The organism is Brumimicrobium sp., from assembly GCF_048268645.1.
Classification (GTDB): Bacteria; Bacteroidota; Bacteroidia; order Flavobacteriales_D; family Crocinitomicaceae; genus Brumimicrobium; species Brumimicrobium ulvae.
This window is the reverse complement of the sequence record NZ_JBLWVE010000027.1, coordinates 1-15,000: the sequence shown is the minus strand read 5'-3', so window position 1 is coordinate 15,000 and position 15,000 is coordinate 1. Positions and strand designations below refer to the sequence as shown.

At 36.6% G+C, this 15,000-nt stretch carries 12 protein-coding genes; 6 read left to right on the top strand and 6 right to left on the bottom strand.

What is annotated here, in order from left to right; genetic code table 11:
• Nucleotides 1–95: 95 nt before the first annotated feature.
• Nucleotides 96–437, top strand: coding sequence for an integrase core domain-containing protein (locus ACN0U3_RS13955; protein ID WP_417266703.1), 342 nt, complete (start codon nucleotides 96–98; stop codon nucleotides 435–437).
• 332 nt (nucleotides 438–769) lie between these two features.
• Here ACN0U3_RS13955 and ACN0U3_RS13950 read toward each other — a convergent pair whose 3' ends face one another.
• The 3 genes from ACN0U3_RS13950 to ACN0U3_RS13940 all read right to left on the bottom strand — a co-directional run bounded on the left by ACN0U3_RS13950 (nucleotide 770) and on the right by ACN0U3_RS13940 (nucleotide 3,506).
• Complete coding sequence (locus ACN0U3_RS13950) at nucleotides 770–1,234, bottom strand: hypothetical protein (RefSeq protein ID WP_417266702.1); 465 nt, start codon at nucleotides 1,232–1,234, stop codon at nucleotides 770–772.
• A 7-nt stretch (nucleotides 1,235–1,241) separates the two neighbouring features.
• Nucleotides 1,242–3,083 carry an RHS repeat-associated core domain-containing protein gene (locus ACN0U3_RS13945; protein WP_417266701.1) on the bottom strand — a complete coding sequence of 614 codons (1,842 nt, stop codon included), beginning with the start codon at nucleotides 3,081–3,083 and terminating at the stop codon, nucleotides 1,242–1,244.
• A 129-nt stretch (nucleotides 3,084–3,212) separates the two neighbouring features.
• Nucleotides 3,213–3,506 carry a hypothetical protein gene (locus ACN0U3_RS13940; RefSeq protein WP_417266700.1) on the bottom strand — a complete coding sequence of 98 codons (294 nt, stop codon included), beginning with the start codon at nucleotides 3,504–3,506 and terminating at the stop codon, nucleotides 3,213–3,215.
• Between the two features lie 342 nt (nucleotides 3,507–3,848).
• Between ACN0U3_RS13940 and ACN0U3_RS13935 the strand changes: the two genes are divergently transcribed.
• From ACN0U3_RS13935 to ACN0U3_RS13915, 5 genes are all read left to right on the top strand, one after another.
• Nucleotides 3,849–4,520, top strand: a complete 672-nt coding sequence (locus ACN0U3_RS13935) for a phosphoglycolate phosphatase (protein WP_417266699.1) — start codon at nucleotides 3,849–3,851, stop codon at nucleotides 4,518–4,520.
• Nucleotides 4,521–5,954 carry a hypothetical protein gene (locus ACN0U3_RS13930; protein WP_417266698.1) on the top strand — a complete coding sequence of 478 codons (1,434 nt, stop codon included), beginning with the start codon at nucleotides 4,521–4,523 and terminating at the stop codon, nucleotides 5,952–5,954. It abuts the gene before it with no gap.
• Nucleotides 5,955–6,154: 200 nt separating this feature from the next.
• The gene (locus ACN0U3_RS13925; RefSeq protein WP_417266697.1) at nucleotides 6,155–7,066 is read left to right on the top strand and encodes a hypothetical protein; all 912 of its coding nucleotides are present in this window, start codon (nucleotides 6,155–6,157) and stop codon (nucleotides 7,064–7,066) included.
• Nucleotides 7,067–7,321: 255 nt separating this feature from the next.
• A complete protein-coding gene (locus ACN0U3_RS13920; RefSeq protein WP_417266696.1) occupies nucleotides 7,322–9,538 on the top strand; it encodes a heavy metal translocating P-type ATPase in 2,217 nt (738 codons plus the stop codon).
• Nucleotides 9,539–9,788: 250 nt separating this feature from the next.
• On the top strand, nucleotides 9,789–11,261 hold the full coding sequence (locus tag ACN0U3_RS13915) for a catalase (RefSeq protein ID WP_417266695.1): 1,473 nt from the start codon (nucleotides 9,789–9,791) through the stop codon (nucleotides 11,259–11,261).
• A 221-nt stretch (nucleotides 11,262–11,482) separates the two neighbouring features.
• Here the strand turns inward: ACN0U3_RS13915 and ACN0U3_RS13910 are convergent, their stop codons facing one another.
• The 3 genes from ACN0U3_RS13910 to ACN0U3_RS13900 all read right to left on the bottom strand — a co-directional run.
• Nucleotides 11,483–12,664 carry an ABC transporter permease gene (locus ACN0U3_RS13910; protein WP_299205525.1) on the bottom strand — a complete coding sequence of 394 codons (1,182 nt, stop codon included), beginning with the start codon at nucleotides 12,662–12,664 and terminating at the stop codon, nucleotides 11,483–11,485.
• 5 nt (nucleotides 12,665–12,669) lie between these two features.
• On the bottom strand, nucleotides 12,670–13,632 hold the full coding sequence (locus ACN0U3_RS13905) for an HlyD family secretion protein (protein ID WP_417266694.1): 963 nt from the start codon (nucleotides 13,630–13,632) through the stop codon (nucleotides 12,670–12,672).
• An 18-nt stretch (nucleotides 13,633–13,650) separates the two neighbouring features.
• The coding region (locus tag ACN0U3_RS13900) for a TolC family protein (RefSeq protein WP_417266693.1) at nucleotides 13,651–15,000 on the bottom strand (1,350 nt) is incomplete at its 5' end.

The following is a 15,000-nucleotide window of genomic DNA, read 5'->3' as shown; positions in this document are numbered from 1 at the left end:
AAGCACTAGTTTTCTAGTTGGGGATTTTTTGTTGTGGGTTACTGGGTGGATGTGTGGGGAGTTAAGGTTAGGAGAAGTTGGGGTGAAATTCGTGGCTGGAGGATTTCCTCACTAACATAGAAACACCTGAAATCATTAAATTACTTGCTTTAAAAGATGTCACGTTTTCTAATTCAGCAATTGAAGCCATAAACAAAATTATTAAACGTTATTTAAGAAAGAAATTACCCGATACGCTTGAAGCGCTAACTCTATGCCTTGAAGAAATTATCAATGATTACAATACGGTTCGTCCTCATGGTTCTCTTTCAGGACTCACTCCCATCGAATGTTACACTTCCAAAAATATAGCTCTTGATTTCAAAAATCAAAAGCTAGAAGCCAAAAAGGATAGAATTACACAAAACAGAAGAGTGAATTGTGAAGTTTGTAACTAAAAGTTAAATAACAGTCCTTTTTATACTATTGGCTTTATTATTTTCTCTAGAATCTAAAAACTGATTTCTATTTCAGCACCACTAATTTATACTTTTTTAAGTATTTTATTAATAGAATTTGAAATCAACTCTATTTTAAGACCTTCGTTGTATCGAAGGTCTTTGTATGCTTTTGTCTCGGGAGTAGCGCTGCCCATTTTATGACAGTCTTTTATATATTTTCATTCAGTTTTCTCAAAATTAATCTGACCAATCCCGAATGGTCGGGACTGGTTATTGGAACAGTTTTGTTGCGGAATAGCGTGGAGTGGGCAAGTCTGCATTTGCAAACACTACTTACAAGAGTATAATAATTTATTTGAAAGTATCTTGATGTTCCTTGTGCGGTCAATATATACTGCATATATGAATCCCTCATCATTATTCTTTGGACAAATTATTTCTTTAAAGATAGTGCTAAACTCTCTTAAATCGATTGACTTAACATCATTAGGATGGACAAGAATAAGCTCTTCATCAGGAATGGCGTTTTCAATTTTTTTTAGTTTATATCTCTTTGGTCCTTGCTGATAATATAGATTAAATTCAATTGAATCATTTATATCAAGATAGGGTAAATATTCAAACCATGTAAAACTGAGCTTTTCATCTTTACATGAACTTTGAAACTTTACATCAACAATGGATTTTCGAAGACTATCAATACTTAAAGTCAACTTTAGTTGACCTTGAGAATATACACCAGCTGTTACTAAACAAGTTAATATAAAATTAAATATAATCTTACTTACTTTCATTATTTCATTATTTAGTTTCTAACTCTTTCGTTATAGTATTAACTTTCTTTATATAACCCTCGACATTTTTCATGACCTCTTTGTATTCGTCATTTGACAGTTGAATAAGTCCATTATCATGTAACCCTTGCATTAATGACCAGCCGTTCACCTCTTCTTGTCCTGTGTCAAGGGAACCATAAATATCAGCAGATTCAATAGTTTTGTAATTCCCTGGTCCCTCACGTACCTCAGGGTCATAGTAAGGGTTTTCTTCCTCTGTTATAACTACTACACTTTCGCCATCGGGAATTAAGTTTAGAATCCCCTCCAAATAATGAGCCAAATATTCATGTGCATAAACAGCAGTTTTAAACCCTTCACTTTTTTTGTCTAAATTGGGATAGATTATAATCTTTTCTGACTTCACTTCTGCATAGTAACCGCCTTTAGACCTACTTATTTCTGTTGGAACGTCATATATCAAAACAGCAGACATTGCCATTGGATAAGGAATATTTAAAGCTATATCAGAAAACTCAACTTTCTCTATTATTTGAGCTGTTTGTTGTCTTACACCTTCATATTCGTCCACTCGACCTTGTTGTTCATCTATATATTCATTAGAAAATGGTCCATAAAAAGTTTCCATATATGTTCTACCATTACTTAATTCCCATTTTTCTAAGCCTTCCAATTCAATAGCATGAATTACATTATTCTCACTAAACGCATAAGGACTGTTATGTGGATATTTCGGAGCAAGTGGGTCAACCGCAAAGAACCTACCAATACGTGGGTCATGCATTCTATACTTGTAATTGATTGAGTTTCCTTCTCCTTTCACCTCGTCATCCTTCTCTTGACCTTGGAAGCCATAACGATATCCTCCCATCACCACATATCCATTCCCATTTCCACTTCCAGTATTCTCTTCCTGAGTATATCCATTTAAAATAAAATCATCCATTCTAAATGTCCCTGTACTCTCATGTAATCCACCATATAGTTTTAAAACAACATTTACTGTTCCTGTTACTCCAGAAACAACGTTTGAAACATTGACAACACCAGTACTTTGTAATGTACTTCCGGAACTTGCGACATATATACTTCCTGTTCCAATTTCAATTCCGTTCACTACTAATTTATAGCTATCATAACCTGTGCTACTGCTTCTATGCGCAAAGCTATAACTTGTGATATCAAATAAATAACCATTATCAACATCTAAGCTCAATGTTACATAAGAGGTGTCTGGACTTGCGTTCTGTATCGCAATAGATTTCCCACTTCCAGCACCTGTACTGTTGTAGTTAGTGAAGTCTCCTGTAGAACTTGTCCATACAGGATTCGATAAGTTACCATCTAAGGTTGTTGTCGCACCTGTGTATGGGCTTGTTGTAGCTGGCGGTGAATCAAATTCATTTTTATATATTTCTGCTATATTTGGTGTTGTTTGTGAAGAAGTATCATTTGATACTGGAGAATACATTTCATTCTGAATTGTTCTCCCATCTAACTGCACTCCAAACGGACTATAATCAGAAACCTGCGTTAATCCAACTTCATAACTTAATATTGTTGTACTGTCATCACTTATTGGGTAAACAATATCATTGACAACAGCTAAAACATTTCCTAAATGATTTGAAAGCTCATAATTACGATTTCCAACAACTCCGTAACTTGGTAAGTTTGTCGGTATAAACATATTCACTGTGTCTCTTAAACTTCCTAAGCGTGAGCTTCCATAGATATTACGGTCAGCTAAATAATATACAACTGCGTTATCAGTTACTTTATGGTCATACATAGAGAGCTGATTCCCTTGTGCATCCAAAATGTAGTATGTGCTCCTTTCTAGCATTGCAGTTTGATTGTTGTAGATGTGTTTGGCACCACCGAAGGTAGCAACGAAGTTAATTCTGTTACCCTCCTCCAGACTTCGGCACTAACGTTTCTTGTCTTCCGTCTCTCAAAATCAGTGATTTCTCGCCTAATCAAAAATAACGTTTTTCTTTTCACTAGACAAACTTCTGCGGATTTCTTTTACCTTTCCGCTAACCGTCCAGATAATAGTATCAATTTCTTCTTGTTTATCTTTAACTAATCGTCCTTCAGCATCATAAGAATAATTGTTATCTGTGTTTATTAAAGTTGGGTCTGAAGTATATAATCCCATATCATCTATATCTGTACTGTCAATATTGCTCGCAACAGCATCATTAATATGGTACAATCGATTACGCAACAAGTTACCGTCTCCATCTTTCTGATAACGGTAAGTCATATCTTCGATTTGCGTCCCTCCTCTTTTGTGTCTATTTTGATGCTCAATATTACCCCAAGGCCACGAGAAGCTGCGCTAAATTTTGGGGCAGCTTGGGGTATTTATTTCAAGAAATTCGTAAAAATCCGTTTTCACTTGGAAGTGAAAAATCCGCGTTGATCTGCGTTGCTTGCAATTCTGCTGCGTAAGCCCAAAGCTTCCGTGTCATCGCTCTATTGAGTCTATCGAAATACGCGTTCCATTACAGCGAATTACCATTATATTGGGATGAATACTAAACTATTTCATTACGGATAAACTTCCCTAAGGCATATAAATCTATATCTTTACGCTAAAAAAACAGTGAATTTTACAGACAAAGAACTCATCATTTTCGATTTTGATGGAACACTCATTAACAGTATTCCCGATTTGACATTAGCGATCAATAATATGTTGGCGCACTATAATTTATCACCTTTAACAATAGAGCAAGTTACTCCTTTCATAGGAAATGGCGCAAAACCTTTGGTAAAAAGAGCTTTAGAGGCATCACAAACACAGGAAAAGGCGAATGGTATTGAGTTTAATGAAGCTTTCGATATCTATTTATCAGCTTATGAAAAAATTACTTGTCAAGACACTTTCTTGTATGAAGGCGTTGAATCAACTCTAGAACATCTATTCGAAAAGGGTTATAAATTAGCCATTTGCACCAATAAACCATACAAATTTATTGAACCAATTCTAGAAACTTTGCAGATTAAAAAGTACTTTAAATTGTGGATTGGTGAAGATTCTTTGCCTGAGAAAAAACCAAATGCCCTTCCGCTTGTTCACTTAGTGGAAGCAATGGATGCCACCATTGAAAAGAGTATTATGATCGGAGATTCCAAAAATGATATTTTGGCCGCTCACAATGCTAAAATGGAGAGTATTGGCGTGAGTTATGGCTATAATTACAATGAGAATATTGCAGATTATAATCCTACTTTGGTGGTTGATCATTTTGCAGAATTACAAAGGTATTTCTAGATGGATAAAGTATATGATGTAGGTATAATTGGCGGAGGAGTTTCAGGTGTTGTAACCTCCTTAGAACTTGGCAAATACGGAATAAACAATGTGCTTTTCGAACAAGAAAATAGTGTTGTCAATGGTCCGCCTTTCTGCCATTTGCATGCGGGTGGAAATCTTTATCCTGATATCTCAGATGAACAATGCCAAATGTTAATGAAGCAATCCATTGAAATGGCGCGTTTATTTCCGCAATCAATTGATGAAAGACCTACGTTTATTAGTATTCCAAAATCGCAGAAATACGATGTAAACACTATTCAAAGTCGACTGGAAATGTTGGTGGATTATTACCAATCATTAATCGAAGAAGATCCATTAAATGAAATTCTTGGAGCGCCAAAAGAATATTTTAAAAGCTATTCAAAAAGTGAAATTGATGAATTAGCAAAACGTCCTTACACCGAAGTTCCTAAAACTGCGGATGAATGGTTAACAAATGCGGTTAAATTCATTGATTACGATCAATTAAAAACACCAGTCACCTTGGTTCAAGAGTACGGATGGAATATGTTCAGACTGGCGGCACAAGCTCAATTGGCGTTAAATCAAGCCGAAAACTGTGAATTGAAAACAAATACTAAAGTGTTTGACGTTAAAGATCTTCGAGATCAAAACTTAGATTACAATTGGGAAATTCACACAGAAAACGAGGTTTTTAAAGTCAAATATTTAGTCAATTCTTGTGGTTTTAAATCTGGTGAAATTGATGATTCACTGCATATTCATTCCGAACGATTAATTGAATTTAAAGCAGCCTATGTTTCTAAATGGCAGCCCATTTCAGGTCTCATTCCAGAACTTATTTTCCATGGAGAGCGTGGAACACCTGGCGGTATGGTTCAATTAACACCGTACAGCGGGGATTATTATCAAATTCATGGAATGACAGAAAACATCACCTTGTTTCAAGATGGATTGATTCAAGCGAAAGATAATGAAGCGCAACCTGAATTTAATGATGACATCAAACAAAAGTTGTTTTGTGGATGGGAAAGTAAGGATATTCATTCGAGAACCGAAAATGCGATTGCATCCGTTTCACATTTTGTTCCAGAATTTAAAACAGCAACTGTTGGTGGACCTCCCCTATTTGGCGCACAACAAATTCCGGGAGATGATGCTACCTTAAGGGTTGGCGAAGTGAGTTTTCCCCACCAATTTTACGCCAGAAGTGAGATTATAAAAGCTTCATCTGCATTAACTGTAGCCAATCAGATTATCGATAGACTTCAAGAGGAAAACATTGTTCCAGAAATCGAGAACAGACTTCAAGTCAATGCCTTAATCGACGCCATTTCTAAACAAGAAATTGATGATTTTGCTGCGAAATTAACTACAGAGCGTGGTTATCCGCAAGAATTATCAAGGTTGATTATTGAAAGGACATAAGTTAGAACAGTAGGAATAATGAGCCTACATAATTGAGATGAGTGGCTATAAAGATAAGTATCTAATATGCATTCTTTATAAATCCCCCCCTTTCAAAAGTATCAGGGTAAACCCTTGAAATGAGCTATTAGACTGATTTTTATGTAATAACCGAAACGTTTGAAGCGTTACTAAGGAAATTCATAAAAACAAAATCAGCAATGAAAACAATCAATTATTTACCAGCATTAACATTCGTGATCCTTTCTTTTTTCAGCATTGGACAGGAAGAAAAACCATTAAAGAGAATTGTGGTTTCTGATGTTCAACTTTACTCTGGAATGCTCTTTAAAATGGACGTCAATGGTACACTAGCGGATTTCAGGTCCTTAGCACCTCAATCAGAATTATTAAAAAATGATTTTTCAAGTTACCCTCAAGATGAGCGTTATGGTTCTTCTGGAGATATGGGCATCTCAATGATGATTGGAATTCAATTCAGGGATAAAAAAAACGAAAGGTACAGAGCAAATCCACTTTTAAGACTTGGATTTAATTATTCTTCCGGATTAACCATAGCGGGTTCGATGAGCAAGGGAATCATTTCACCTTTTGACACACTCACTTCTGCTCAAACCAGCAATGTATACTCTATTGACTCTACACATTCCGAAAGTTATCATATGTTTTACTCCTCTGAACAACTTCGATTCGATGGTTCTTTGATGTTCAGAACAAATCCTGAAGCTCGCTGGTCTGTCTTTGCTGGAGTAGGAATTACTGCAGGAATTTCTATAAATGCAAATTCACGCATTCGCTACACTGAAAGAAAAAGCCAATACATTCACGGTCCAGGAGGCAGTTATATTCACAGTTCAGAATATAGAAGCCTACTTCCCACCAATGAAGAGTATGAGGAACACCGAAATAAAACGAGCTTTGGCTTTTCAGCTTATGTTCCCCTAGGATTAGATTTTAGATTGGCCAATGGAAATAAATTTTGGAGTCGAATGCATTTATTTTATGAGGCAAAACTAGCAGTTGATTTCACATCAATACCAGAACTATACACTGTTACAAATACCACTTTCCAACATGGCTTAGGAATCAGGTATTGTCTCGGTAGAAATTAATTTACGGTTCTACCACGAATTTAATGAACGGCTATGATGAACACGAAGTAAATACAGTTATCACTTAAGCTCTACCATTCTCTAACATACAATTAACTGACTTTTACCCTACTTCTTTACATTTAAGATTTATTACTTTGGAGGAGATTATTTAATTCTTAATTTTGATAATGACCGATAGGGATTATAAAATAAGTATAGTCTTCAATTTGGTTTAAATAACTGAATCAAGAATATGTTTTATTTCATTCATCAATGACGAAAAAGATCCAAATAAAAACTGAGGGAAAATTAAATGCTCAGCAAGTAAATGATTTCGAGCAGAATTTAATCAAAATAAATGGAATTAAAACTGTTTCTTCCTCTGATACAGGATGGATCGATGTGGAATTCAATGCTACAATCATCAATCAAGCAGAAATCATCGTGTCTATTCAAGCATTAGGATTGACCATTGCAGATATGGATTTACATACCATTGATGATGGAACTCAAAATAAGGATGATAATCAACATCATGGTCATGACCACAGACATTTAAACCTTCAAATATTTGGAGAAAATACAGAGCTGTATTTCGCCCTGCTCAGTGGATTATTTTGGATAATTGGACTTCTTTTTTCTTTCTCCTCCTATTCAGAAGAAGTTGCCACTTCGCTGTTTATCGTTGGTGCTTTATTCGGAGGTGTTTTTACTCTTGTTTCTGCTACCTTAGCGTTGTTAAAAGGCTTATTTCAAATTGATTTCCTTATGCTTTTTGCTGCTGTTGGTGCAGCGGCATTGGGTAAGTGGGGAGAAAGCGCCTTGCTTCTATTCTTATTTAGTCTAGGACATGCATTAGAACATTATGCCATGAAAAGGGCCCGAAAATCTATCTCGGCACTCTCTGATTTGGCTCCTCCTATGGCTTTGGTCAAAAGAAATAATCAACTCGTTGAGGTTCATATTGAAGAACTTGAAATAGGTGATATTGTAGTGGTCCGACCAAATTCTAAAATCTCTGCAGATGGTTTAGTCATAAAGGGCTCAAGTGCCGTTAACCAAGCTGCAATTACAGGAGAAAGTATGCCCATTACAAAACATCCTAATCCGGAGTGGGAGAACGAAAATGAAATCAAAAAAATTCCTGCGGAAAACAGGGTGTTTGCCGGAACAATTAACGGAACTGGCGCTTTGGAAATTAAAGTGCTAAAGAAAGCCAAAGACAGCACGCTATCTAAATTGATTTATTTAGTAAAAGAAGCAGAAACGCAAAAATCTCCAACGCAACACTTAACAGACCAATTTGAAAAGTACTATGTACCGTCTGTATTGGTGACAGTCATTCTTTTATTGTTTGCATTTTTAGTGATTGACGAAACAGTTGAACAAAGTTTTTATCGTGCCATGTCTGTTTTGATTGCTGCTTCGCCATGTGCATTGGCCATCTCTACTCCTAGCGCTGTTTTGGCGGGAATTGCTAGAGCTGCACGAAAAGGAGTTTTGATCAAGGGTGGACGTCCGCTAGAAGACTTAGGGGAAGTTAATGCCATTGCTTTCGACAAAACAGGAACCTTAACAGAAGGAACGCCTAAACTAACCCACGCTGTTCCTTTTGGAGAGGTCAGTCAAGAATATCTATTAAAAGCATCAATTGCTGTAGAAGAATTAAGTGATCACCCATTAGCAGCTGCTATTGTAAAAGGTGGACGAGAAATTGTCGGAGAAATCGAAATTCCAAAGGCGATAAATTTAAAAGCATTAATAGCACGTGGAATTCAGGCTGAATGGAACGGGAAAGTCGTTCACATTGGAAACCGTAGACTTTTTGAAGAGTTAACCGGAAAAGCTGTTCCTGACGAAATTGACCAAAAAATGAGCGAATTCGAATGGGGTGGACATACGGCAATGATTGTTCATGAAGGAAGTCAATATTTAGGGGTTATTTCTGCAATGGATGTGGCACGTCCGGAAGTGGTTTCTACGCTTGCTGCATTGAAAAAAATCGGCATTCAGAAAATGGTGATGCTTACAGGTGATCACCAACAAGTGGCCAATGCTATTGCGAAAACAATCGGTATCACTGACCCCATGGGAAATTTACTACCTGAAGATAAAGTTCTGGCCATAGAACAACTTAAAGAGAAAGGAGGAGTTGCAATGGTGGGCGACGGCGTAAATGATGCTCCTGCCATGGCGAAAAGCACTGTTGGAATTGCCATGGGCGCTGCAGGTTCTGATGTAGCCTTGGAAACTGCTGATATTGCTTTAATGGCTGATAAGTTAGACAATCTCCCTTTTGCAATTGGATTAAGTCGAAAAGCAAAACTCATCATTAAACAGAATTTATTCCTCAGTTTAGGAATGGTAGCGATCTTGGTTCCATTGACTTTAATGGGTACCATTGCAATTGGACCTGCTGTTGTTTTCCATGAAGGTTCCACCCTACTTGTTGTGCTCAATGCGCTTAGATTGTTGAGGTATGAACTTTAGTGAGGACTAAAAAAACAATTCTCTTTTCATGGTTAAACGTTGTGTTAGCAAGCTACACCACACCTCTGCATCAAGCTCTTTACATTAGAAATAAATCCATAACTGACAATGTCTAAGATTAAAACGAGCTTCAATTTCACTTTTTGCGGAAGTTGTTCATCTGTAGTATTGATTTTTTTTGTAATTTGTGAGTGAATATTTTTTAATAACCATTTAAATTAACTCAGTTAAAAAAACAAAATCATAAACCATGGAAAACGAAAAAGACGAAAAGAAAAAGCTTACCTCCGTTTCTGGTCGACCAATTGCAGAGAACCAGAACGTAAAAACGGCAGGAAAAAGAGGACCAATGTTGTTAGAAGACTTTTGGTTTCTTGAAAAACTGGCCCATTTTGACCGAGAGGTAATTCCAGAAAGAAGAATGCACGCTAAAGGTTCCGGAGCTTTTGGAACATTTACGGTAACCAATGATATTACTCAATATACAAAAGCAAAAATCTTCTCTGAAGTTGGAAAAAAAACAGATATGTTTGTTCGATTTTCAACTGTAGCTGGAGAACGTGGTGCTGCAGATGCAGAAAGAGATATTCGCGGATTTGCAATGAAATTCTACACTGAGGAAGGAAATTGGGATTTAGCGGGAAACAACACACCGGTATTCTTCCTTAAGGATCCATACAAATTTCCAGACTTGAACAAGGCTGTTAAGCGTGACCCCAAAACCAACCTAAGATGTCCAAATCACAATTGGGACTTCTGGTCACTTCTGCCTGAAGCACTGCATCAAGTAACCATCACGATGAGTGACAGAGGAATTCCAAAATCATACCGACACATGAATGGATATGGTAGTCATACTTTTAGCTTTTTGGATGCCAACAACAAAAGAAGCTGGGTGAAATTCCATTTTAAAACAGCTCAAGGAATCGAAAACATTACCGATCAAGAAGCTGAAGCTCTCGTTGGAAAAGATAGAGAAAGTAATCAAAGAGATTTATTTGATGCTATCGAAAGAGGAGATTTCCCGAAATGGTATATGAAAGTGCAAATTATGCCAGAAGAAGACGCTAAAAACTATCGCTTTAATCCATTCGATTTGACAAAAGTTTGGCCTCATGGTGACTATCCATTAATTGATGTTGGGGAATTCGAATTGAATAGAAATCCAGAAAATTACTTCGCTGATGTTGAACAAGCGGCTTTTAATCCTGCAAATGTAGTTCCTGGGATTGGATTTTCTCCTGATAAGATGCTACAAGGAAGATTGTTCTCCTATGGTGATGCGCAACGTTATAGACTAGGTGTTAACCACTATCAAATTCCGGTAAACAAACCACAATGTCCATTCCATAATCCACATAGAGATGGTGCTATGCGTGTAGACGGAAACGAAGGTTCTACTTTACATTACGAACCGAATAGTTATGACCAATGGAAAGAAAGTAAGGAATATGTTGAGCCTGCTTCACCTTTAGAGGGAGATGCTTTTCATTATGACCACAGAGAAGACGACGATTATTATACTCAACCAGGAAATTTGTTTAGAATAATGTCTCCTGAACAACAACAGGTTTTGTTTGAAAACACTGCCCGCAACATGAATGGTGCTGCAGAATTTATTCAAAAACGACACATTGGAAATTGTTATAAAGCCGATCCTGAATATGGAAAAGGTGTCGCAAAAGCTTTAAATATTGACATTAAAGATGTTGATTTAAGTTAAACACAAAAGATCGCCTGTTTTTATTCTAACTCTGTTCAGCAATGGACAGAGTTTTTTTTGCTTAAAACTCTATTGATTTTTTCTGAATGACTCAGCTAAAACGAAAGCTTTCCTCCTTTTTCAAAACTCCTAAATTGAATTTAAAACAAAAAAGGCAGCACCCAACACTACCATCTGTTAGATGCTACCTTATGGGAGCAGTTCAAACTATTAAAACACAACTACCCCTCTGTGACTACATTCTTTTTTGCTTTTTTATTGAATAAGTAAATCTTTAATTGTAATAATCCTACCATTGCTATGAAGGCTACAATAGTAATTCCTGTCAACATCCCAATTTCGGTTTGGATTGAAGATAAATCTCCACCGTAGAATGCAACTTTTCTAAACCCTTCCAAAAACTGAGTCAATGGAATGTATTGAGCGATGTTTGTAATTGCGGTAGGAATTGCCATTGTTGGCCATGTAAATCCACTTAAAATAAACGCTGGAGTTGAGATCACCATTAACAATTCTGTTGCCTTCAGCTGATTAGGAATAGCGATGGAAAACAACATTCCAATAGCCATCGAAGCAAAAGTCAATAAGCTTGCTAATACCATCATTGGAACATTAAAAATTGATATATCGACGTTGAAATAAGGCAAGAAGAGTGCAATACCTATCCACATTATTGGCAACATCAATAAGAAGGGTGTTGCTTTTAATAAAATATGGTAAAGCGCATTTTTACTTTGCCCCACTAACTTTCCAAAGTATCCATCTTCAAAATCCCTAGCAAAAACCAAGGCCATTGCCAAGAATATAATCTGCTGCATTATTCCGGCCAATAGTCCAGGAAGCATAAACGTGACATAGTTTCCTGTTGAATTGTATAGCTTATTAAAATTTATCTTAAAGCTTTCGTAAGAAGCCATCGCTTGGTCAGGGTGCATTCCTTGTTTTTTTAATCCTTCAATTTCTATTCCTGCATTCAGCGTCATTAAAACCGATTGAATATGTTTACTTGCGGTGTTCGCATTTAAAATATTCGCCATGTTTAAATCAACGTGAACTTCTGGATGTTTTTTCTGTAACAATTGCGCTTCGAAATCACTAGGCAAGGTAATCACCGCTGCATATTGTTCTGTGGGCATTTCTTCTATGATGTTTCCTGCAGAATAGCGCACGTCTTTTACAAATAACCCTTCGTTGTCTTCAAATGCATCAATGAATTTATCCGTCATTGGACTTCTGTCTTGATCAACAATCACGATTGGTAAATCGACTACCTTGGCTTGTTGATACACATATCCAAACAGGAATCCATAAAGTACCGGAGCTCCAAAGAAGATGGCCATTAGAACACTATTCGAAAAGATACGCTTGAACTCTACACGGAGTAATCCTATAAATTTTCTCATGGTGTCTATTGTTGAATTAATACTGTACTGTTGAGGTAAAAAGTTTGCTCTAGAAGTTCAGAAACTGGTACAATTTTCAATTCATAGATCGATTCATCCAAACTGTACAACGGCGATGTACTTGTAATATCAGCATACTGTGCCAATTGTTTAATCACACTGATTTTTGCTGTGTACTCTTCCTCTGTATAAGGATTTAAAAGTGTAAGTTCTTGATTGACTTTAAAATCATATATTTTGGATTCTGGAATCGTGAATCTGAAGTAAACGCTATTCTTTTTGTAAGCATTGAACAAGGCGTATCCTGGCGTTAACAACTCACCTTCTTTAAGGCTAATGGTCTCAATAGACATGTCGGCTGGTGCAATTAGATACTTTTCATTGGACGCCACGCTCACCTCTTCTTTTGCTCCTATAGCGCGATCTAACTGACCTTTCGCTTGATTTATTTGCTCAGAACGTGTCCCTTTCGTGACTTCATCTTTTTTGGCTTGAATAGCATCTACTTGCGCTTGTGCCATGGTCAATTTCATTCTTACTTCATCAAATTGTTGTTGACTCACCAAAGAATCTAAATACATTTTCTCCAATCGATTGTAGGACTGTTGGGCAAATTCAAGTTGCGCTTTTGCTGAATTTAGTTTTTGGTCTATTTGATTCATTTGCTCTGAAGTCGCTCCGTTAAATGCCATATCTAGCTGACCTTCTGCTGCCATAATTGCTCCTTCTGCTTGCATTAACTTCGCACTAACTTCTGGAATGTCAATATATGCAAGGGTGTCCCCTTTTTTTACTGCTTGACCTTCTTCAACATATAACTTTGCAATTCGTCCTCCTAATTTACTGCTAACAGAAATCGTTTCGAATTTAACTTTCCCTCTGTTTGTTGTGATTTTTTCGTCTTGACTGCATGAGCTTACTCCAAATACTACAAGGCTGCTCATGATGAATATTTTTATTGATTTCATTTCTTTTTCTTTAATTTTTTAGTAACTCAATTTTCCGTTGGCATGAAGCAATTCTGTTATTGCTCTGCGTTGATTAAATACCGCTTCTTGATATTTAAAGTGGGTTTTCTCTAACTCCGTTAAGGCGTTCAATACGTCGGTGATTGAAACCATGTTGTTTTTGTATTGCTGATCGACCATATTGTAAGTATCCTGTGCCAACTCTATCTCTTTCTCAATGATTTTTACGGTTTGTAATTTTGCTTCGTAATTCATTTGAGCATTAATCACACTCAATGCAATCATTTCTTCGGCTTCTTCAATTCGTTCGCGGTATTTTAAACTTTCTAGTTCGGTCTTTTTTGCCTTTATGCGCGATTGAGTACCGTCGAATATATTCCATTTCACTCCTACTCCTACATACCATTTTGGATCAAGTAGTGATAAATTATCTTCTATGAATTCATAATGTCCTTTCACAGCTACTTTTGGAATGAAATTACTTTTCTGCATTTTCGATTTGTGGACAATGGCTTGTTCTGCCTCTTCTAATGCTTTGATTTCATTTCTTTTTTCACCTTCCATCATTTTATCGATTCCTATTGATTGTAATTGTGGAACCATTAAACGCAGTTGCTCTTTATCTTCGCCTGTAAGTTGATTTAATTGTTCAACTAAAAGTGTTTTGTTGTGGTGAAAATCAAGTCTTTTCCCTTCTAGTTGCTGTTGTGCTAATTCGATTCTCTTGCGCTCAATTGGTGTGGCCAATCCACTTTCTATCGCTCTTTTCACAAACGTTTCTTGTTCTTTTAAATAGCGTTCAGTAGTGGTTAATACCTTTTCTGAAGCATAAACCAATGCCAATTGATCGTAAACTTGAATGATTTGCATTGCAATCTTATCCTTTTCAGCCATTCCTAAATAGTTGAGCGAAGAAGCTTTGTGTTTACTTGCTTTGACGGCATGCGTAGCTTCTAATCCACTAAACAACACCCAGTCCATTTCTACTGAGGCTTTCAATATGTTTTTGTCTTGAAGGTTCGGTGCATCTCTCAATGGTGTCCCTTCTGGCAATGGATAGTTAAAAGGCAATCCAACTGCTTCTTTGATTAATAGTTTTTGCGTGGCTTGCAATAAATCTTGTGTTTCTTGATCAAAAGTAATGTCATCGTCTAAGCGAGTAAAGCTTCCGTTGAGGGTTACTTTTGGAATAAAGGTAGATTTTGCAAGGCGCTGATCAAGCACTGCTTGCTCCTCTTCAATGCTGTTGATTTTCACGGTTTGACTCTTATTGATTCCTTTTTCGATCAATTCTTGAAGATATGGATCAAGTTCTTGAGCGCTTCCAGAAAACGAAATAAGACCAAAAAGCGGAACAACCATCAGGCT

What these genes read in the sequence shown, in the direction of transcription:
- ACN0U3_RS13950 (WP_417266702.1), bottom strand. Translation starts at nt 1,234, where the DNA reads ATGAAAGTAAGTAAGATTATATTTAATTTTATATTAACTTGTTTAGTA.
- ACN0U3_RS13945 (WP_417266701.1), bottom strand. Translation starts at nt 3,083, where the DNA reads ATGCTAGAAAGGAGCACATACTACATTTTGGATGCACAAGGGAATCAG.
- ACN0U3_RS13940 (WP_417266700.1), bottom strand. Translation starts at nt 3,506, where the DNA reads ATGACTTACCGTTATCAGAAAGATGGAGACGGTAACTTGTTGCGTAAT.
- ACN0U3_RS13930 (WP_417266698.1), top strand. Translation starts at nt 4,521, where the DNA reads ATGGATAAAGTATATGATGTAGGTATAATTGGCGGAGGAGTTTCAGGT.
- ACN0U3_RS13925 (WP_417266697.1), top strand. Translation starts at nt 6,155, where the DNA reads ATGAAAACAATCAATTATTTACCAGCATTAACATTCGTGATCCTTTCT.
- ACN0U3_RS13920 (WP_417266696.1), top strand. Translation starts at nt 7,322, where the DNA reads ATGACGAAAAAGATCCAAATAAAAACTGAGGGAAAATTAAATGCTCAG.
- ACN0U3_RS13915 (WP_417266695.1), top strand. Translation starts at nt 9,789, where the DNA reads ATGGAAAACGAAAAAGACGAAAAGAAAAAGCTTACCTCCGTTTCTGGT.
- ACN0U3_RS13910 (WP_299205525.1), bottom strand. Translation starts at nt 12,664, where the DNA reads ATGAGAAAATTTATAGGATTACTCCGTGTAGAGTTCAAGCGTATCTTT.
- ACN0U3_RS13905 (WP_417266694.1), bottom strand. Translation starts at nt 13,632, where the DNA reads ATGAAATCAATAAAAATATTCATCATGAGCAGCCTTGTAGTATTTGGA.